The sequence below is a fragment of the Caulobacter sp. S45 genome (assembly GCF_009765965.1).
Lineage (GTDB): Bacteria > Pseudomonadota > Alphaproteobacteria > Caulobacterales > Caulobacteraceae > CAHJWH01.
In genome coordinates, this window is the sequence record NZ_LMUL01000007.1 from 1 (window position 1) to 19,344 (window position 19,344).

Sequence of the window (19,344 nt, forward strand, 5' to 3'; positions counted from 1 at the left end):
TCGGTCCACGCATCCTTCCACAATCACTTCAATCAGGAGCGCCATCTCGTCAGCCGCACAACCTACAAAGACCGACGCTCAGCCGCCCTGGCTGAGTGGCGGCGGGTCGCTGGGTAGAGCTAGCTCGGGTTTGGGGGAGCTACATCCAGGCGGAGACAAGTTCGCGTTGGACTGACAGCACCCTTTCCCCTTACCTGCCCGCTAATTTGCGCGGACAGAGCCCCTGCGGTTGATAATGTCACACAACCGAAGTCATTGGCCCGCGGGCGCATTTTTGGACGCCAGGCGTGAAGGCGATGGCGTGACGGGAGACATCCGGGCACAGCGAGTGAGGTGGGTGGCGACCATGGTCATGCCCCACGAACCCGCCGTGCGCCGCTGGCTGGCCCGCTCGCGCATCCCCGAAGACCAGATCGACGACCTGATCCAGGACGCCTATTGCCGGTTCGCCGGCCTGGCCTCAGTCGACGCGATCGCAAAGCCGGGCGCCTATTTCTTTCAGATCGTCCGCAACCAGATCGCCGAAAACATGCGCCGCGCACGCGTGGTCCGAATCGAAACCGTTACGGAACTCGACGCGCTGCCCGTCTTATCAGAGGAGCCCGGCGCCGAACGCATTTTCGCAGCGCGGCGCGAGCTCGCCGAGGTGATCAGGCTGATCGACAGCCTGCCGGACCGATGTCGCGAGGTGATCAGGTTGCGCAAGATCGAAGGCTTGTCGCAGAAGCAGATTGCAAGCCGTCTTGGCGTGACGGAATCGATCGTGGAGAACGATGTCGCCAAGGGCATGCGTTTGATTTCGAATTCGCTCCGCGATGGCGCCGGCGAGAACGACGGGGGTTTAGTGCAGAGGATTCATGGGCGGGCGCGAAACGGCTGAGGAGATTGATTCGGCCGCGTTTGGGTGGGTGGCCCGGCTGGACCGGGGCGACCTCGATCCCGAACAGAACGCCGCGCTTGCAACCTGGCTGGCTGGCGATCCGCGCCGCCAGGGCGCGCTGCTGCGCGCCGAAGCGCTGTGGTCGACGCTCGACGCGCCCCTGGCCGCCGGTCCTCCGTTCGTCAATCCCATCCTCACCCGTCGCAAGACCGCGAGGACATGGTCGCGGCGAAGCGCCCTGGCGGGCGCCGGTGCGGCGCTCGCCGCCGGCGTGGCGGGCCTGCTGGTGTTCAACTCGGAGGAAGCGTCTCTCATCACCGAGGTCGGCGAAGTGCGGCATCTGCCGCTGACCGACGGGTCGACCATCGACATGAACACCCAGAGCCGGGTCCAGGTGGCCATGCAGCCCAGACTGCGGCGCATCCGACTGCGAGAGGGCGAGGCTTGGTTCAAGGTGGCCAAGAACCCCTCCCGCCCGTTCGTGGTCGAGGCGGGCGATGTGCGCGTGCGCGCTGTCGGCACCGCCTTTTCCGTGCGCGTGTTCAATGGCGGCGCCGAGGTCATGGTCTCGGAAGGGGTGGTCGAGGCTTGGCTTGTCGGCGCTCAGGATCGCGCGATGCGCGTATCCGCCAATGAGAGCGCGGTGATCCGGGAGCGCGCCCCTGCGACCCTGGTGCCGGTTGAACCGCTCCAGGTCGAGCGCAAGCTGGCCTGGCGGGAGGGCCGGATCGACCTGGACGGCGAGACCGTGGCGCAGGCGGTGGCGGAGTTCAATCGCTACAGCGTCCGCAAGATCAGGATCAGGAACCCCAAGCTGGCGCAAGAGCGCATCTACGGGGTGTTCATGATCAATAATCAGATCGATTTCGTAAATTCCATCGAGACAGCGTTCAGCGTGAAGGGCGCGATAGATGCGGATTATATTACATTATACTAGCGAAATTGGCCGCCCCGTAATTTCATAAATCTTTAACAAGGAACGTCACGACCGACCCGTCTTAGCTTCCGACGGCTGCGCTAACCGCGCCGCGCGAAATGGGGGCATCAACGTGACCTATCAACACGACTTCCTGTGGAAGCGGACCTTGCTGGCGAGCTCCGCCTTTGTGGCGCTCGCCGTCGCCCGGCCGGCCTGGGCGCAGACCCATCAATTCAATATCGAGGCCCAGCCGGCCCAGAACGGCATCCCCGCCTTCGCGCGCCAGGCCGGTATTCAGATCCTCGTCTCGCAGGAGGTCGTGCAGGGCCTGTCCACCCGTCCGGTCAAAGGGCAGTTCGACACGCCGACGGCGCTCCACATGCTGCTGGAAAACACCGGCCTCGACGCCAAGCCGACGGGCGAAGGCGCCTATACCGTCATCCGCCACGAGGTTGCGCAATCGGCGGTCGCGTCGGTCGACACGGTGATCGTGACCGGGCGGGTGGGCGTCGACCGCCGCACCCGCGCCGACACCAGCTATTCGGTCAGCGCCATTCCCCAGGAACAGCTTCGCGAGGAAGCGGTCAGCAGCGTCGCCGACGCGATCCGCAAGGTGCCGGGCTTCTGGGTCGAGAACTCGGGCGGCGAGGCCAGCGCCAACATCCGGGCGCGCGGCCTGCCGATCGACGGTTACGGCTCGGTGCAGCTCGAGGAAGACGGCCTGCCGGTGCAGCATGACCCGGCGCTAGGCTATCTGAACGCCGACCAGTCCTTTCGCCTCGACGAGACCATCGACCAGGTCCAGGTCGTGAGAGGTGGCCCTTCGTCGATCTTCAATTCCAACGCGCCGGGCGGCGTGATCAACTTCATCACCCGCCAGCCCGGTCCCACGCCGGAGGGCCTGTTCAAGCTGACCGCCGGTGACGACGGCCTCGCCCGCGCCGACTTCTGGTACGGGGCGCAGGTCGACGGCTGGAAGCTCGCCGTCGGCGGTTTCTATCGCTACGAGAATGGTACGCGCGACCCCGGTTTCCCCCTCAATAACGGCGGCCAGTTCCGGGTCGACGTGGGCCATGACCTGGGCAACGGCTCCATCGACATCGATTACAAGCATATCGACGACAAGGTCGGTTTCTATGTGGGCGTGCCCGTCAGCATCAACGGGAGCACGGTCTCAAGCGTCCCCGGCTTCAACGCCAATTCAGGCTCGATCCTCGGGGGTGAGAACGCCAAATTCCCCATCTACACGCCCAATGGCCCGTCGCAATACAATCTCGCCGACGGGACCAAGGTCCTCCTGGACCAGCTGAGCATCCATGTGACCCAGAATGTCGATGGATGGCACATCGACGATCACTTTCGGGTCCGCAACACCGATCAAGACCGTAATTATCTGACGCCCTCGGCCGAAGTCTACACCACGAGCCAGTGCCTGAACTCGCAGATCAGCAATTGCCTCAACGGCCTGTCCAATGTCGCGACCAGCGCGTCGGCGCTGTTCCCCACCATGGCGTCGCTGCAACTCCGCTACGCCGATAACGGGGCCCTGGTGTCGCCGACCGCGAACGGCAACGGCCTGGTGATGCCGAACACGGCCAACGACGAAGTCATCTCCGAACACGAGGTGCTCGACGATTTGCGCCTCAGCCGGAAGTTTGAGATCGCCGGCCAGGAACACGATGTCACAATCGGCGCATACTTCGCGATCGCCGGCGAGACCTTCCATAAGTACCAGGCGACCATCCTGACCGATGTCGAAGACCACGCCCGGCTGGTCAATGCGGTCGCCGTGAACAGCGCCGGCCAACAGGTGGGCTCCGTCACCGATGACGGCGTGATCCGCGACGGCGCGGGCTTTGGCGACGGCAACGGGCATCAATACACCGAAGCCCTCTATCTCGCCGACGAGTGGCATATCACGCCCGCCCTGCGTCTCGACGCCGGCGTCCGCGAGGAGCACATGAGCGGAAACGGCGCCTACGAGAATGTGACCTCGGCCAACCTCACCTCTGCGACCGGCACTCTGGCCACATCGGCGGTCGCTGAGGGGAACGGGATTTGGACGCCTTACAAGCTCGATTTCTCGGCGGCGACCTGGACCGTCGGCTTGAACTACCAGTTCGACCCGCGCCAGGGGGTCTTCGTCCGGGCGACCGGCGCCGCCCGCCTGCCCGGAATCTCGAACTACATCACCAACACCAGCCCGCCGACGCCTGGGTCGGTCGAGACGGCCCACTCGCAGATGTACGAGCTGGGCTATAAGTACTCTCGTCCCTTCCTTGACGCCTACATCACGCTGTTCGACACCGACACGCAGGACTACGGGCTCGCTTCCCAGCCCGTGCTCAACCCCGCCAGCAACGTCCTCGTCACCGAAGAGGTCAACGGCAAGACCCGCGACTACGGCGTCGAGATGGACGGCGACGTCCGGCCGATCGACTGGTTCGACGTGGCCTTCACCGCGACCGTGCAGGATCCGAAGTTCACGCAATTCAGCTACGCCCTGTCCGCCGGAGCGGCGCCGACGAGCTATGCCGGCAATCAGCTCCTGCGTGTCCCGTACACCAGCTTCGCGGTGAGCCCGTCGGTCCATCTTCTTCAAGACCGCTTCAAGGCGGGCCTGGATATTGAATACTACGGCTCCCGCTATGCCGACGCCGCGAATACGCAGTATCTGCCCGCCTATACGGTGGTAAGCGCCAACACCCACTACGATGTGACGCCCCAGCTCACGGTCTACGCCAGCGCCTACAACCTGACGAACACCATCGGGTTGACCGAAGGAAACGCTCGCGCCGGCGAGGTCGTGTCCACGCTCGGCTCCGGGACGAACTTCGTCGCCCGGCCGATCATCGGACGCACCTTCAAGGCGTCTGTGCTCTACAAGTTCTAGTCGGAAGCAACCCGGCAGGAGGCGCTCATCCCCGTCCACGGGGATGAGCGCCGCAGGGCGGGCGATGATGGGCCGGTCCGCGCCGGCCTCGGCCCAGCGACGCTAGAGAGCGTTGAAGGAGATTGCTATTCTCGGGAGATCGTTCTGATGCGGCTCCACATAGTGTTCGAGCCAGTGCGGGAAGAGCGCGACCAGACCGGCTTCCGGCTGCAGTTGGACCTCGTTGTGGGCGTTCGCGCCGGCGCCCTTGAGCGAGGCGTTGATCGGACCTGATCGGGGGTCGCGGAAGACGAGCTTGCCCGATCCTGGCGGCGCCTGCAGATAGAAGACGCCGCTCAGCACCGCGCCGTCGTGCATGTGCAGGAAGTTGAACCCGCCGCGGTCGTGGATATTGATCCAGGACTCGAGCCCGAACCGCCGATCGCCCCGCCCCATCTGCTGGAGCGCATAGAGGCAGCAGGCGCGGATGGCGCCGTGTAGTTCGTCGAACTCGCGCCGGTTCAAGATCGCGGTGTCGGCGCTGTTCCAGCCAAGACGATTCGAGCGTCCGGCCGGTTCGGGGGACGCGTCCCTAAGAGCGTTCACCGCCGCCGCCCAGGCTGCAAAATGCGGGGCCAAGCTGCTCAGGCGGGATTGCCAGATCCGGGTCGGGAAGAGGTCGATCTGTTCGACCGAAAGGGTCTTTGGCGGCGTCTTTTGCATACTAATATTTTGGAGCGGAAGCTCAAATCCGGTCATAGCGGTGATTGGCCTGGTCCATGTACAGCGGCGCACCGGGTTATTACCGAAGCCCGTGGCGCCTGTCATGCCTTATCCCTTGAAAAGTCTGGCGTGTGCGGGAGAAGAGCGCCGCTAACACATTCATCATTCGGGGTGCGGCCGTCATGACTTTCATTGATCCGGATAGTGGCGCGCCTCACGCCGTGGAGGTTCCGAACGTCACCACTTTCGCCGAGTCCGAGCTAGAGCGAGCTGCACCCCATCTAGAGATGGCGTCGCGAAACTACCTCAGACGAACGTCCATTCGCCGCAGCCACAGGTCGGGACCTACAATTAGGTGGACTCAGCTTACGGGGCGCTACCTAAAGATAGGCTTACAATCTCGCCCCTCAGCAAGAGTGTCGAATGTCTGGAAGCTGGAGCTGAGCTCATGTCGGCTCAGGGCGCGAATTAGACGTTGAGGTCTACCGCGAGGGGGGCGACGCGCGCCTCCTCTATCCATTTAATGATTCGGGATTTGCCGGATTCCACGGTCAAGCCAGCGCGGAAAGCGATGCCTTGCTATCGCGTAATTGCCACCAAACAGCCATGCCCAGGCAAAAGATGCAATTTGGAGGCACGAGGCCCACGGCTTATGATCATGAAATAGCATATAAGAGAATAGAAGGATCACCGCTGCACTTACGAAACCCAACATCAACTGGACGCTTAGCTCATATTTGACAAAGGTGCCTGATTCATTCTCTTCAATCGTGATCGCGCCGTAATCTATCGGCACTAAAATATTCATATTGGTCACAAATCGCAAAAATCCACCTTTAAACGTAACCCAGCCAGAAATGCGTCGGACGTCACGCGCAGCCACGCTGAGCAAGAGCATTTCAACTTGTTTGAGAACCGCAGATCGGGTTTCCGTGGTTCGCTCCATTGGGATGAAGATTTTGTCTTTGATCGAGAGCGGGAACACGAGTGCACTCCAGGACGGCGATCCGTACATCTTAAATGTAAATGTTGAGCAGATCGTGGATAGGCGAGAAGGCGCTTCGGGTCACCACCGTCGCGAGTGTTGCGCCCGGAAGCTGCAGTTTCCGTGTCCGACGTTGGGGCTGGGTAATTCGGCCCGAACTACCTCCAAAATCTGCCACTGGGCCGCCGCGCAAGACCGATTCGCGGTGCTTTCGACGTCTGGCCTCGGGTAGAGCGCGGATGTCGTATATGGGCGCAGATCGCCCGCCGGCCTGGGATGGCCTCTTCGCCTGGAAGCGGACGCCGCGGAGGGCGAGGAGGGGGGGGATTGTTGCCAAAGCGAGCGCCTATAGGCTTATCGCCATCGAATGGCTGAGCAATCTTCAGATGGTCCGAGGGTGGGCTGCGGTGTCGCTATCGTTAGAGATCGAGAGCTGCTGCTGATCCAACGCGCCCGACCGCCCGAGGCGGGCGCATGGAGTCTGCCAGGGGAAAGGTCGACCTGTGGGAGGGGACGGAAGCCGCGGCTCGACGAGAGATTGCTGAAGAACTCGGTATCAAGCTTGGAACGCTTGAGCTTCTTTGCCTCGTTGATTTGTTTGTGCCTGAAGAACATGGGCATTGGGTTTCGCCCGTGTTTTCAGCCAACAAATTTGAAGGCGAGCCAGTGTTGCTTGAACCCGAGAAACACACCGGCCTCGATTGGTTCCAGCTCGACACCTTACCCACTCCACTCGCTCAGTCTGCTCTTTGGGCTGTTAAAGCACTTCAAGCTCGCAGAGCTTGGCTGGGAGGTTCTGATTAGGAGAGCTTTGCGGATCCGCCTTCGACGCCGCAGACAGCCTTGGTGGAGGACTCGCGAGTAACTACCGCTCAGGGTCGCCAGCACGTATGAGCGTGGCTCCGGAACTCGCCCTTCACCACGTCCGCTATGCGGCTGTGGTGGCGAGTCCGGTTGCCCCCCGGCTTCGGACATTAGGCCGGAGCCTGGGGCCTCTTTCAGGCCCGCTGGATGTCGTCTTTCTGGCAGAAGGCTGGCGGCGGCTTAGGGTGCATTACGACCTCACACCCCCGTTTGCGTGACGTGGATCAGAAGGTTTGTTGGTTCATCAATCAGAGTCGCGCACCAAGTCTGATTGGTGTCGCCAACCGTCTGAAGCCGGAGGCGAATAATATCGGCGCCACGTCTTGACGCGACATCTGGGAATGTCCCTTGCACAGCATCCAGCAACCACCCTTGCGGGTTGCTTTTCCGAAGCTCCGTAGTTCTGTTCTCGTTCCCATGCGTTAGGGTGTAGCTGAACAAGGGCATATTGATCTCCAGCGCGTGGGAATAACTATGATGGCAGAGACCAATGTCCGCCACGGTGCATCGCTTCTGCCTGAGCGCATATCCAAACGCCGACGGCTAGTTATCTGCGAATAAGGCGTCGAGAAGCTTTTGAAGTTCTCGCGGCGGTGGGCCGCCCTCCATCATGAAATCATCTATCGAGACGGTACGCTGCTTCCGAGCGCCGTCCGAAAATTCAGCTTCTTGCTTGACGTGCAAAGTGCGTTCATCGTTTTGAACAAGCGTCCAACGTGAAGTCCGCTCAATAGTAATGGCTTCTGCAAAGATTTTTTTTCTTCATCCGATTTGTGGGCGGGCGCGCCGCCATTCCGCCTTGCCTCTGCTCATATAAGTGGAAGCTTGGAACGTCTGCAATGGGTCGCGCACTGCCCCGAGCTGCCGTCCCCGGAACCCGCTATTGGCGACGTCTAGAATCGGGTCGATGTAATTTCGTCCGCATGACCCTCAACATCTGCCATCGGGATCGCGTGGTACGGTCGATTCATCCCCTTTGGAGCGTCTAGAATCTGTCAGAGAGTCTCCGGCGGCTCTGGGCGCGGTTCCGCCGGCGGGCCATCTCAGGGCTTGGCGGCCGGAGACGGCCGTGCCGAAGGGCAGCGGGGCGGACTCCAGCCGTGAGCACCGACCCAAATTCGCCGTTAGGGCGGCCCTTCTCCGCGTTGCCTCATGGCGGGCCTGGCGGGCTTCCGCAGAGGGGGAGTGGCCGCAGAGTTGAGGTTCAGGTCAAGGGGGAGCCACCCAATGGCAAAGCGATTGTCGAAGTCGCCTCGATGATCTGCTCGGGGCCTCCCTTGGGAGGCCAGATTCCAGCTCCGTAAGCCTTTCCTCTAAGTGCGGCACGCTCCTCTAAGCTGCCGAAGCCCCAGATGTGCGTAATGCGGGGGGCGCCATCGAGAGCATACATGTTCACCACCAGATGGTCGGTGTATTCACGCGCCGGTGCGATGGCCGCCTTCCATCCGCTCAGCGTCGGCGACAGGCCGCCGGGTTTGAGCCGATAGGTGCGGAACTCATACATCCCTCCCCAGTCACCGGTTCGGATCGGCGGCAAAAACGGAAAGGGCGCGTAGCTATCCATCTCCAGCGCTGTGACGACGCTGCCGGCGTTGAACGGATTGTCGCTCAGAAGTGCGCGGCGACGTTCCGCAATCATGTCCTGAGGCGCCTCGAACCCGCGCAGCACAATCAGGCGGCCCAGCGTCCCCATCTCCGTCCGCCAGCATCCAAGAAGTTGGCCCCTAGCCCGGCCGTCATTGACCCATGCAGCGGCCCCTTCTGCGGCTTCCTCAAGCGCGAGCAGCGGGCACGAAAGGGTGGCGAGTTCGCAAAGCATCTTGGCCTCCGTCTTTCACCGGCATCAAGCCAGGAGGATGGTCACTGGTTGCAATCTGCCGGCTTGCCTAGCCCAAGCGCGGAAGTCTGGTTTGGGTCGCCCGCCGCCACTTGCGTCGTTCCAGAAACCAGCCCCTTGCAACGATCAAAGCTGGGAGGGGGTAATTCCGTCCGAACTCCCTCTAATCCGTCCATTGAGGTCGCCCCCAGCAGCGGTCTTATGGCGATCGAGATGTCCGGAAGCGGGGAGAGCGCCTAGGGCTTTGGGCGCAAGGCCACCGCCGGGGTCCCGTTATTCTCGCGCTTGGAAACGGACGAGTTGGCCGTTGAAGTGGCTCGGTGGCGCGACGGCTGCCAATCCGACAGCCGCCACGTCGATTCCGTTTGCTCAGTAGCCCTGGGCGGAACCGCATCCGTCATTGACCCACTGGTATCTGCCGCTCGCCTGGTCCCATGCCCATTGGCCGCAGGAACCGCCGTAGGACGAGGCGTCGCCCTGGGGGGGAGGCGCGCCGTAGGCGTCGCCTTGATCATAGCCATAAGCCGGGTCGCCGTAGGCGGCGTCGGGGTAATACGAGTTATCGTACCCATAGGCGCCTCCGCCGCCGTACCAACCGTCCGCCAGGGCGGCCCCAGCTACTAGGCCCAAGGCTGCAGCACCGTAGCCGTAGCCGCCATTACCGCGGCCAAAACCGCCGCCGCCATGATAGCCGCCGCCGCCGTGGAAACTGCTTCCACCGCGAGAACCACCGCCGCCACCTCCATGGAAGCCGCCCCCGCCGTGAAAACCGACGCCACCACCGTGGCCGCCGCCGCTGGGAGCCGCCTGGACCGCAAGTGGGGCCGCAAGCAAAGCAACACTAGCGATCGCTGCAATAATCTTCTTCAATTTGACCTCCATTAGAGGCCGAAGGTCGCCTAAGGCTGGCCACCGGTCATAAACTTAGCGTTTGAGAGGAAAGTAAACCTTCCCCATCACCGTCCATTTTAATATGTGGACCGTTCCGTACAATTTAAGGGGCCGACTTCCAGGCGTGCTGGTTTTTTTAATCTGCTCTTCGATGGAACCAAACGGCGTCTGAGACGAGGCGAGCGAGCGCTTGCCGGTAGAAAGGGTCGCCTATCCCCCTGAATGGTCGTCCCGAAACCCGCCGTCGCCAGCGTCTAGATTCGGGTGAGGGTAATTTCGTCCGCGCTACCTGAAAGCGGCCATTGGACCGGCTTGATGGCCTTCCTACGGGCGACCGGCGCGTCCGAAGTCGGGGAGAACGCGCAAGGCGGCAATGGGCGCGATCTCGCCGCCGGCTCCGCCTGCTAGCTTGGTGGCCGGAAGCGGCCATGGCGGTCGGCAGGGGAGGGTGGATTAAAACCTCACTGCCAGACGGCTATGGCGCCATCGGGCAGGTGAAGCACCATTGCTTCCGGGCTAGTCGAAGCCTCATCGCGTAAATCAACCGAGAGGAAGGTGCCGCTCTTGAAGTACAATTCGACGGTCTCCCCATGAACTTGCACGGCAGAAATCGTTTCAGAGTGCGTCGATTACCTGAGCGAGGTCAGTCAACTCCCCAATTGTGGGCGGCGGCTCGGACTTAGGGCCTAGGTGCTCATTGTGCCCGAACAGCCCCCACCGCCCCGCCGCGCACTCGCGAAGGGCCTTCAAGAGCAGGGGTCGGTACTCGGCTTCGAGTTCGTCGATCCGCCCCACGAGCTTATCGTCCTTGGACACTCCTCCTCGATACCATTTTGGCGGGCTGACCGATACCGGACCTTCCCGACATCCGCTTAGGGTGGAAAGCGGACTCATTGCTGGCTACACTCCAGAAGCAGCAGGAGGCTTAGGGATTGGCGGCAATCAGCAGAACCGTTGACGCTCTAAGGCTCTTCGGCGACGACCTCATCCCCGCAGAGATCAGCTCTTTGCTGGGATCAGAACCAACTGCGTACTCAACGAAAGGCGGTGTTCGTTCACCGTCGCCGGGAAAAGATGTAGTCGCGAAGACGGGATCATGGAGATTGCGGGTCGAGGATCGGTCACCCGGCGACCTCGATGGCCAAATACGAGAGCTTCTATCTCAGCTCACCTCAGACCTGTTTGTCTGGCAGGATCTTTCTCGACGCTACCGATGCGATATCTTCTGCGGGCTCTTTATGGAAAAGGGCAACGAGGGGGATGAACTCCAGCCAGATACGATGGTGATGATTGGTACGCGAGAGTTGTGCCTTGGTTTCGACATCTACGACTCCACACCCGACTAATATTACGTTTTGGGTCGCCAGCACGCATGAGCGTGGCTCTGGAAACTCGCCCTCCGCCACGTCCGCTATGTGGATGTAGTGGCGAGTCCGGTTGCCCCCCGGCTTCGGACATTAGGCCGGAGCTTGGGGCCTCTCTTCAGGCCCGCTGGATGTCGCCTTTCTGGCAGAAGGCGCGCGGCCGCTAAGGGCGCTAAGTAATCTCGGTGTAGACGTACTCGTGCTGGCCATCGCGGATGACCAGCGCCCGCTTGCCGGCCCGTGTGGCCGCCACGAACTCGAACCCGTCGTTGGTCGGGTCGATGGAGATGAAGGAGAGGGTTCCGTCGTCGTTCTTGCGCGACGCCATCCGGCTCCGCCACAGGCCGAAGTCGAACACGACCTCGCCACCTTCGCGATGCACGGTGATGTGGCCGAGCTCGGGGCTGGTATAGGCGGCGGCGAGTTCGTCGGCCGGGGCTGAGGCGGCTGGAACGGTCAGTCGTTCCCGCGTCTTGGCGATCTCGGCCTGGTTGCGGGCGGCGGCGGCGGCGACGTCGCCCGTCGCTTCGAGCTTGCCGTCGTATAGCACCTCCAGCAGGCGGCGCATGAACGGGCGCAGCAGCATCCGACCGTCGTCGGAGTTGGTCAGGATCACCGCGCCGACCCCAGCCTCGGGCAGGGCGATCCAATCGGTCTTGTAGCCCGCCATGCTGCCGCCGTGGTGGATCACCGGCACGCCCCAGGTGGTGTCCACCTCCAGCCCCATGCCGTAGTAGCCGTCCTCGCCAGTCGAGACCCCGGGCGCCCGGCGCGCCAGCAGGTTCTTGGCCGAGACCAGCTGTCGCCCGTCGGGCAGCTTGCCGAGGTCGAGTTCGTCCTGGACGTACTTGGCCATATCGTGGGCCGAGGACCAGGCACCGCCCGCGGGCCGGTAGGGGCCCACGGCGTAGTTGAAATCCATCCTGGCCAGGCTCGGCTTGCCGTCGACGTCGTCGCCATGAGGGCTGGCGTGGTCGGCGGCTAACGCGCGGGCCATGTTGAAAGTGGTCTCATGCATGCCGAGCGGGTCGAACACCATCTTTTGCATGGCGCCGTCGTAGGCGGCCCCGATCTCTTGGTCTGGGAAGACGAGATGGCCGCCGATGAAGCCGGCGGCCGAGGCCATCAGGTTGTTGTATTGGAACACCTCGCCGAAGCCGCTGGTCGGCTGGGTCGCCGCGAGCTGGGTGAAGGTGGTCGAGGCGGGCGTCGTGCGCCGCGTGCCGAAGATCCAGTCGAAGTCCTTTCGCGGTAGACCGGTGCAGGCGCACACCAAATTCTTCATCAGCACTTTTTGGGTGGTCTGGGCGTCGCCGAGGCGGAAGGCCGGATAGACCTGGCTGACCGGCTGGTCCCAGGCGAGCTTGCCCTGGTCCGCGAGTTCGGCCAGCAGCAGGGTGGACATCCCTTTGGTGTTGGACGCGACCATGAACAGGGTATGGGCGTCCACCGGCTCCGGCGAACCCAGGGTCCGCACGCCGACGCCGCCTTCATAGACCACCTTGTCATGGTCGATCAGGGCGATGGAGGCGCCAGGCACCCCGAGTTGCTGGATCGCAGTCTGGACGAACGCGCGCATCGCCTCGACCCGTGCGGGATCGAGCGGGTGGGCGGTCTTTCCGGCGAAGGATTCGCGGTGATAACCCGCCGGCCGCAGGCTCTGGAGGATCAGCCCGATCCCGGCGCCGCGCTTCTCGGCGGTGGCGTCCGTGCCGTCGAGGATCAGGACAGTCCACTGCGTTCCGCTATGGAAGGCGATGGCCTGGACGGCGGCCTTCTCGTTCGGGGACGTCTCGTAGTCGATCACCGACCGATCGTCCCAGCCGTTGCGACCCGGCCTGGCGGTCATGAGCTTGAACTTGCGGTTGGCGTCCGGGCGATAGAGCGCCCAGGCTTTGGCGACGGCCTCCTTGGCGTCTGCCGCGCTTGCGACGCCGACGATGGCGATGTGGGTGTCGGGTTCTGGCGGCAGGGCTAGGACCAGCCCCGGCTTCGTCTCCAGCGTCCATGCCTTGGGCAGGGTGAAGGTCGCGCCCGAGAGGGCCTTCTCCGGGGTGTCGGCCGCCATAGCCGTCATCGCCGTGGTGGGAGCCTCCTGGGCTATGGCCGCCGTGGACAGAACGGCGCACGCAGTCGCCAACAGAACAGTCGCCAAGCGCATTCGGATGGTCTCCTCGATGGCAAGGCTTAGCTTGGGCAGCCGAACGGTGTCGCGTTAATTTGCTGTAACTGCGCGGGAGGGACCGCCAAGTCTGGCTTCCACCTGCTCTCCGTCTCCAGCGACTCCGCTCAGGCGACGTATTCGAATGGTTTCGTCTCCCGCTAGACGCTTTAGATCTTTGATTTTGTGCGCTTTCCGACGAACCTGTCGCCACTTTGTCGGAAAGCGCTCTGGCCGCCGAGGCTTAGTTTCCGGTCGGAATAGGCACCTGCTTGGCGCCGGCCAGTTCGGCGTCCATGTAGCCAACTTCGGTTGGCGCGCTCCGATCGAGATGTTCCCAATCGCCGAAGCGGCCCTTGAGCTTGGGAACGACGGTGTTCACCAGATCCTTGCCGGTCAGTCCGGCAGCGCGGCCGGCGGCGACATCGGTTGAAAGCTCCCTCAGATAGGCGTCGAAATCAGCAACGTCCTGGATATTGGCGACGTCGCCATGACCCGGCACGAAGGTCATGGCGCTGGCGTTCGGCAGATGCTGGAATTCCGTGACGGTGGCGATCCATTTGCCGACCGTGCCGTCGATGATGTTGGGCGGGTATTTGCGCCAGAGCAGGTCGCCGCAGAACAGCACCTTGGCGTCGGGTACGAAGATCGCCAGGTCGCCGCCGGTGTGACCCTCCACGGGGCGCACGTCCACCCGGCGCGAGCCCAGCCAGATGGTCAGCGGCTTGTCGGTGACCAGGTCCGGGTCGGCCAAGCTAGCTATCTGGGCGCGCAACTGCGGCGTGATGTGCGTGCCGAGCAGGTTGACGTTGTTCTCGTGTATCCAGCCACGCACATTGCGATGAGCGATGATGATAGCGCCCGCCTCGCGCAGCACGGCGTCACCGCCGACGTGATCGATATGGTAGTGGGTGTTGACCACATAGCGGATCGGCTTGGGCGTGATCTTATGGATGCTGGCCACCAGGGCCTTGGTCGCATCCGGATTGAAGAAGCTGTCGACCACCAGGACCCCGTCGTCGCCGACGACGAAGCCGGCGTTGGAACCTGAGCTTCCTTGCGGACCATCGATCGCAGCGTAGACGCCCGGACCGATCTGCTTGAGCACGAAGGGGGCGGGGGGATTGGCCGGCGACGCGTCAGGCCGGGCCTGGACCTGAGCGTGGGCGGCGCTCGCGGCGAGGGCCAGAAGAAGGCTGGCGATCCGCGTCAGGGCGCGCAGCGCGGACATCTCGGTCCGATTTGTGATCATGCATTTGCTCGCGTTGCCCAATGCCGCAACGCCGTCGTGGCGCTGCGGTCCTGATGACGTCAGAAGTTCAAACTGCCAAGGCGCATGGCGCTCCGGGATGCTAGAGGGCTGCCTTGGCCACGCCAAGCGCCTTTACCGTGTCAAGCATCATCTTGACGTGGAGGTCACGGTTTGACCTTACGCGCGAGCCTGATTCAGGAACGCCTCCCCGCCGGCCGCGCCTCTCCTTGTTCTGCAACGGAATGCGATGACGGTTGCCTCCGAACAGGAAGCAAGCTGGGGCGGAGCTAGGCCCGGAACATTTGCGCTGACAATGTCACGCCACCTCGTCAGCCGCACAACCTACAAAGACCGACGCTCAGCCGCCCTGGCTGAGTGGGGGCAGGTCGTGGGATAGAGCTCGCTCGGGTTTGGGAGAGCTACGCCCAAGTGGAGACACGTTCGCGTTGGACTGACAGCACCGCGATCGGAATTGGATAAGAGCCTGATTTCCCTGCCGCTCCGTTCGTGACAGATTCCTTCCGTGGAGGACCGAAGATGGCTGATGTTCTAAGGCGGACTTTGATCGAGGCGGCCTTGACGTTCGGGATGAGCGGCATGGCGAAGGCGGCGACGGTCACCTTGCCGTTCGAGAACGGCGAACGTCCGCTGGTGGCTTATCCGCAAAAGCGGCCATTGATTCGCCTGACGGCCCGCCCGCCCCAACTCGAGACGCCCTTCGGCGTCTACGACGAGGGTGTGTTGACGCCGAACGACGCCTTCTTCGTCCGCTACCATCTCGCCAATGCGCCGCCCCAGGAGCTGGACGCGGCCACCTTCACGCTTTCGATCAAGGGACGAGTGGACAGGCCCTTGGTTCTTTCCCTGGCCGACCTCAAGGCGATGCCGACAGTCGATCTGGTGGCGGTCAATCAATGCTCAGGCAATGGGCGCGGCTTCTCCGAGCCGAGAGTAGGGGGCGGCCAGGCGGCCAACGGGTTGATGGGGAATGCTCGCTGGCGCGGAGTGACGTTGAAGGCTGTGCTTGCCAGGGCCGGCGTCCAGAAGGACGCCGTGCAGATCAGATTCGACGGGATGGACGGTCCGGTCATGGCGGGCACGCCCGATTTCGCCAAGGCGCTCGACGTCGATCACGCCCTGGATGGCGAAGTGATGTTGGCCTGGGGCATGAACGGCGCGGATCTTCCTATTTTGAACGGCTTTCCGCTGCGCCTGATCGTGCCGGGCTGGTATGGCACCTACTGGGTCAAGCACGTCAACGAGATCACAGTGCTGGACAAGCCGTTGGATAATTTCTGGATGTCCACCGCCTACCGCGTACCGGACAACGCCTGTGCTTGCGTGCCCCCAGGAACCTCCGCCCAAACCACCCGTCCGATCGGGAAATACAATGTTCGCAGCTTCATCACCAACCTAGCTGACGGCGTCGTCGTCGAGGCCGGCCGCAATCTCAATGTGAGAGGGATCGCGTTCGATGGCGGTTCGGGCATAGCTGAGGTGCAGATATCCACCGATGGCGGCGTGAGTTGGAGCAATGCGGCGCTAGGGCATGATCTCGGAAAGTATTCGTTCCGGCCTTGGAACGCCTCGGTGCGCCTTCCCAAGGGGCGCCGGGCGATCAAGGTCAGGGCTGTCGCTCGATCGGGGGAAGCCCAGCCCCTAGAGTCCCTCTGGAACCCGGCCGGTTATATGCGCAACGGGGTTGAAACGGTGACGGTGGAGGTCGCGTGATGCGCGTTCAGCTTATCGTTCTTGCCGCCCTGGCGCTTCCAGGATCCAGCCTCGCCACACCCGTCGCCTATACGCCGCCGGCGGAGACCGCCAAGCTCGCGCCGGGGCCCGATATAGAGATCGTGCGGGCGAATTGCTCAGCTTGCCATTCGGTGGATTACATTATTACGCAACCGCGCGTGTTTAAAGAACCTAGAGCTTTTTGGACAGCGGAGGTGGCGAAGATGAAGAAGGCCTACGGTGCACCGATCAAGGATGAAAACGTTCCTAAAATTATCGACTACCTCACCGCAACATATGGCAGGTAGGGGCCGTCGGCAGGGCGCCGACAACTTAAATTCGCTTCGGCGCGAAGGCCGTCTGGCTGGCGGTGGAGCTCTGGTTTAGGCGGATTTCGTAGCTTCGGCCCAAGCCTGATGAGCTGCGGCTCTGAAGATCCGCAGCGTCGGTCTGGAAACGAGGTGGGGTTGGAGATTGAAGGTGTTGTGGCTCTGTCGGCTGAAATGTCCCCTGCGGTAAGGCGCGTCGGGGTGGGGGATGGGAGACGGTCTGAGCACGGTCGCCTAACCAGGACAACCCGAGGTGCTGTCGGAGCCATCGAGCTCGCTGGACTGAGAGGGACCGGGCCAGTGGACCACCATCAGGGCCAGCGGGCATAAGCGCCGCGCCAACAGGCCGGACGGATGAGCGCAACCCGACAGATCGCAAATTAGCTCAACTTCACCCCTGCAGAGCAGGCCATCGACAGGTGACGGCCCCCCATGCGCTCCTCAAGGCGTGAGACGGCGGCCAAAACAGTGACGCCTGACAAGAGCCGTCCATCGTACGCCATTTGCACTCCGCATCTTTTCGCAAAAATCACATGACTTAACAGCACTTAATGCAAGGAGCGGCGGCGCGCAAAGTACCGTTCAGGCACAAGCCAAATGGCGCTGCGTTTCGAGGAAACCATGACCGCTTTCGACGGGCTTATTCGGCCGGAGAGGGCTGCGATTTCGCCGATCGGGACGGCGGCCCTGGCCACGGTCTGCGGCGTAGTCGCCGCAGGGAGCTACTTTGCTCAACCCCTCGAGTCCGAGATCGCACGAGACCTCGCCATGCCGGCCAGCATGGCAGGTCTGGTCGTGACGGTTGGTCAGATCGGCTACGTCTTCGGTTTACTGTTTGTCGGCCCACTTGGCGACTTGGTCCGGAGCCGGCGGCTCCTCCTTGCCGTTATGGCCGTGTCGGCGCTGTCGCTCGGGTGTGCCGCGGTGGCGCAAAGCGGCGTGGCCTTCCTTATGGCCTGCTTCGGCATCGGTGCTTCAGCCGTGGTGGTCCAACTCCTGGTCGCCATGACCGCCGCCATGTCGCCGGAGAACCGCCGTGGGATGGGCGTCGGCACGGTGACGGGTGGTCTTCTCATCGGAATCCTGCTGGCGTGGCCGGTCGCCACCGTCGTGTCCGGGGCTATAGGCTGGCGTGCGCTCTATGCGCTCGACGCAGCTGTCGTCGGGTTGGCTGCAGCAGTTCTGGGCCTTGGATTGCCTGATCGCCGGCCTGTAGGCGCCCGATCCTACCGAGTCTTGGTCAGCTCGCTGTCGGGGCTCGTCGCCAATACGCCTGAGCTGCGGCGCCGGGCGTTCGTCCAAGCCCTGCTGTTCTGCGGGTTCAGCCTGTTCTGGACGGCGGTTCCGCTGGAGCTGGTCCAACACTACCATCTCAGTCCCCGCGACTTCGCGTTGTTCGGCCTGCTGGGAGGCTTGGGCGCGTTCATCGCCCCTCTCGCGGGCCGCCTCGCTGATCGCGGCTTCGGCCGCTGGGTCGGGCAGGCGGGCGTCGTCGCGATGGTCGCGGCGTTCTGCTTGGCCTTGGCGTTCCACTCGGTGTGGCTGCTGGCTTTCGCGGCCGCCCTGCTCGATGGCGGCGTCCAGGCGAACCTGGTGATCTCCCAACGTCAGCTCCTGTCGATGGACGACGCAACCGGCAACCGGCTCAACAGTCTGTTTGTGGCGATGTTCTTTCTGGGCGGCGCCCTTGGCTCCGCCCTGGCCGCTCCCCTATTCCAACTCGGCTGGTCAACGGTCGCCATCGCTGGCGTCGCGGCCGGCCTTCTCGCGCTGATCGCCAGCGTGATCCGCACATCCCCCAGCCTGAAAGGCGAAAACAATGTCTGACATTCGCAACGTCGCGCTCGTCCTTGGCGCATCCCGCGGCCTTGGGCTTGCCATGACAAAGGACCTATTGGCGCGAGGGTGGGCTGTGGTGGCCACGGTCCGCGCACCGCCGCCTCGGGCTCTGCAAGATCTCCCCGCCGATGTCGCGGAGCGATTGGACGTCGAACATCTCGATATCACGAGCGCCCAGGACCTCCGGGCCCTGCGTCACCGGCTTGAGGGGCGCTGCTTCAACCTCATCGTCGCCAACGCCGGGGTTTGCACGGACATCGACGCCAACATGGACGCGATCCCTGACGACCGGTTCACCGCTATGATGGTGACCAACGCCCTAGGTCCCGTGCGGGCCTTGGAGATCTTGCAGGATCTGGCGCCGCCGGACAGCGTCCTCGCCGCGATGTCCTCCATCCTCGGCAGCCAGACCGAGAACGTCGATGGCATCTGGGCGGCCTACGCCGCCAGCAAGGCCGCGCTGAACATGCTCCTGCACGATTTCGCATCGCGCCAGGCGACCCGCCGCGCGGTCGTCGCCATGGCCCCCGGCTGGGTGCGGACGGAAATGGGAGGGGCCAGCGCGAACCTGTCGATCGAGGAGAGCATACCGCGCGTGGTCGACGTTCTGACCGGCCAGGCCGGGAAACGCGGGCTCCACTACCTCAACTACGACGGACGGACCGTCTCCTGGTGACGTCGTAGGGCGCGGAGGCGC

At 63.1% G+C, this 19,344-nt stretch carries 15 protein-coding genes; 9 read left to right on the forward strand and 6 right to left on the reverse strand.

Annotated features, from left to right (window positions below; genetic code table 11):
* Positions 1-352 precede the first annotated feature (352 nt).
* The 3 genes from GSQ87_RS03840 (at position 353) to GSQ87_RS03850 (ending at position 4,692) form a co-directional block, all read left to right on the forward strand.
* Positions 353-880 carry an RNA polymerase sigma factor gene (locus GSQ87_RS03840; protein ID WP_254062732.1) on the forward strand — a complete coding sequence of 176 codons (528 nt, stop codon included), beginning with the start codon at positions 353-355 and terminating at the stop codon, positions 878-880.
* A complete protein-coding gene (locus tag GSQ87_RS03845; protein WP_158913388.1) occupies positions 858-1,817 on the forward strand; it encodes a FecR domain-containing protein in 960 nt (319 codons plus the stop codon). The genes GSQ87_RS03840 and GSQ87_RS03845 overlap by 23 nt, the downstream gene beginning before the upstream one ends.
* Before the next feature lie 112 nt (positions 1,818-1,929).
* The gene (locus GSQ87_RS03850; RefSeq protein ID WP_158913390.1) at positions 1,930-4,692 is read left to right on the forward strand and encodes a TonB-dependent receptor; all 2,763 of its coding nucleotides are present in this window, start codon (positions 1,930-1,932) and stop codon (positions 4,690-4,692) included.
* 102 nt (positions 4,693-4,794) lie between these two features.
* Here GSQ87_RS03850 and GSQ87_RS03855 read toward each other — a convergent pair whose 3' ends face one another.
* Entirely contained in the window at positions 4,795-5,394 is a 600-nt protein-coding gene (locus tag GSQ87_RS03855; protein ID WP_216838963.1) for a TIGR02466 family protein, read from the reverse strand.
* 520 nt (positions 5,395-5,914) lie between these two features.
* Positions 5,915-6,379 (reverse strand): hypothetical protein, encoded by a 465-nt coding sequence (locus GSQ87_RS03860; RefSeq protein WP_158913394.1) that lies wholly within the window; start codon positions 6,377-6,379, stop codon positions 5,915-5,917.
* 474 nt (positions 6,380-6,853) lie between these two features.
* Between GSQ87_RS03860 and GSQ87_RS03865 the strand changes: the two genes are divergently transcribed.
* Positions 6,854-7,183 carry an NUDIX domain-containing protein gene (locus GSQ87_RS03865; RefSeq protein WP_216838964.1) on the forward strand — a complete coding sequence of 110 codons (330 nt, stop codon included), beginning with the start codon at positions 6,854-6,856 and terminating at the stop codon, positions 7,181-7,183.
* A gap of 1,264 nt (positions 7,184-8,447) precedes the next feature.
* Here the strand turns inward: GSQ87_RS03865 and GSQ87_RS03870 are convergent.
* Together GSQ87_RS03870 and GSQ87_RS22980 are read right to left on the reverse strand one after the other, a co-directional pair.
* Positions 8,448-9,062 carry an NIPSNAP family protein gene (locus GSQ87_RS03870; RefSeq protein ID WP_158913396.1) on the reverse strand — a complete coding sequence of 205 codons (615 nt, stop codon included), beginning with the start codon at positions 9,060-9,062 and terminating at the stop codon, positions 8,448-8,450.
* Positions 9,063-9,449: 387 nt separating this feature from the next.
* Positions 9,450-9,950: a hypothetical protein gene (locus GSQ87_RS22980; protein WP_174241395.1), complete on the reverse strand. Its 501-nt coding sequence runs from the start codon at positions 9,948-9,950 to the stop codon at positions 9,450-9,452.
* Between the two features lie 953 nt (positions 9,951-10,903).
* On the opposite strand from GSQ87_RS22980, the gene GSQ87_RS03875 reads away from it, so the two are divergent.
* Positions 10,904-11,317 (forward strand): DUF4279 domain-containing protein, encoded by a 414-nt coding sequence (locus tag GSQ87_RS03875; protein ID WP_158913398.1) that lies wholly within the window; start codon positions 10,904-10,906, stop codon positions 11,315-11,317.
* A 190-nt stretch (positions 11,318-11,507) separates the two neighbouring features.
* On the opposite strand, the gene GSQ87_RS03880 is transcribed toward GSQ87_RS03875, so the two are convergent.
* The gene (locus tag GSQ87_RS03880) at positions 11,508-13,496 is read right to left on the reverse strand and encodes a serine hydrolase (protein WP_216838967.1); all 1,989 of its coding nucleotides are present in this window, start codon (positions 13,494-13,496) and stop codon (positions 11,508-11,510) included.
* 244 nt (positions 13,497-13,740) lie between these two features.
* Positions 13,741-14,748 carry an MBL fold metallo-hydrolase gene (locus GSQ87_RS03885; RefSeq protein WP_158913400.1) on the reverse strand — a complete coding sequence of 336 codons (1,008 nt, stop codon included), beginning with the start codon at positions 14,746-14,748 and terminating at the stop codon, positions 13,741-13,743.
* Between the two features lie 561 nt (positions 14,749-15,309).
* Here GSQ87_RS03885 and GSQ87_RS03890 point away from each other — a divergent pair.
* From GSQ87_RS03890 to GSQ87_RS03905, 4 genes are all read left to right on the forward strand, one after another.
* Positions 15,310-16,479 (forward strand): molybdopterin-dependent oxidoreductase, encoded by a 1,170-nt coding sequence (locus GSQ87_RS03890; protein WP_254062733.1) that lies wholly within the window; start codon positions 15,310-15,312, stop codon positions 16,477-16,479.
* Entirely contained in the window at positions 16,479-16,787 is a 309-nt protein-coding gene (locus GSQ87_RS03895; RefSeq protein ID WP_158913404.1) for a cytochrome c, read from the forward strand. The genes GSQ87_RS03890 and GSQ87_RS03895 overlap by 1 nt, the downstream gene beginning before the upstream one ends.
* Positions 16,788-17,405: 618 nt before the next feature.
* Positions 17,406-18,635: an MFS transporter gene (locus GSQ87_RS03900; RefSeq protein WP_158913405.1), complete on the forward strand. Its 1,230-nt coding sequence runs from the start codon at positions 17,406-17,408 to the stop codon at positions 18,633-18,635.
* Positions 18,628-19,323 (forward strand): SDR family NAD(P)-dependent oxidoreductase, encoded by a 696-nt coding sequence (locus GSQ87_RS03905; RefSeq protein ID WP_158913408.1) that lies wholly within the window; start codon positions 18,628-18,630, stop codon positions 19,321-19,323. The genes GSQ87_RS03900 and GSQ87_RS03905 overlap by 8 nt, the downstream gene beginning before the upstream one ends.
* Positions 19,324-19,344 lie beyond the last annotated feature (21 nt).

Coding starts and splice junctions, on each gene's coding strand:
- GSQ87_RS03840 (WP_254062732.1), top strand. CDS start 353: ATGCCCCACGAACCCGCCGTGCGCCGCTGGCTGGCCCGCTCGCGCATC.
- GSQ87_RS03845 (WP_158913388.1), top strand. CDS start 858: ATGGGCGGGCGCGAAACGGCTGAGGAGATTGATTCGGCCGCGTTTGGG.
- GSQ87_RS03855 (WP_216838963.1), bottom strand. CDS start 5,394: ATGCAAAAGACGCCGCCAAAGACCCTTTCGGTCGAACAGATCGACCTC.
- GSQ87_RS03865 (WP_216838964.1), top strand. CDS start 6,854: ATGGAGTCTGCCAGGGGAAAGGTCGACCTGTGGGAGGGGACGGAAGCC.
- GSQ87_RS03870 (WP_158913396.1), bottom strand. CDS start 9,062: ATGCTTTGCGAACTCGCCACCCTTTCGTGCCCGCTGCTCGCGCTTGAG.
- GSQ87_RS03880 (WP_216838967.1), bottom strand. CDS start 13,496: ATGCGCTTGGCGACTGTTCTGTTGGCGACTGCGTGCGCCGTTCTGTCC.
- GSQ87_RS03885 (WP_158913400.1), bottom strand. CDS start 14,748: ATGATCACAAATCGGACCGAGATGTCCGCGCTGCGCGCCCTGACGCGG.
- GSQ87_RS03895 (WP_158913404.1), top strand. CDS start 16,479: ATGCGCGTTCAGCTTATCGTTCTTGCCGCCCTGGCGCTTCCAGGATCC.
- GSQ87_RS03900 (WP_158913405.1), top strand. CDS start 17,406: ATGGCGCTGCGTTTCGAGGAAACCATGACCGCTTTCGACGGGCTTATT.
- GSQ87_RS03905 (WP_158913408.1), top strand. CDS start 18,628: ATGTCTGACATTCGCAACGTCGCGCTCGTCCTTGGCGCATCCCGCGGC.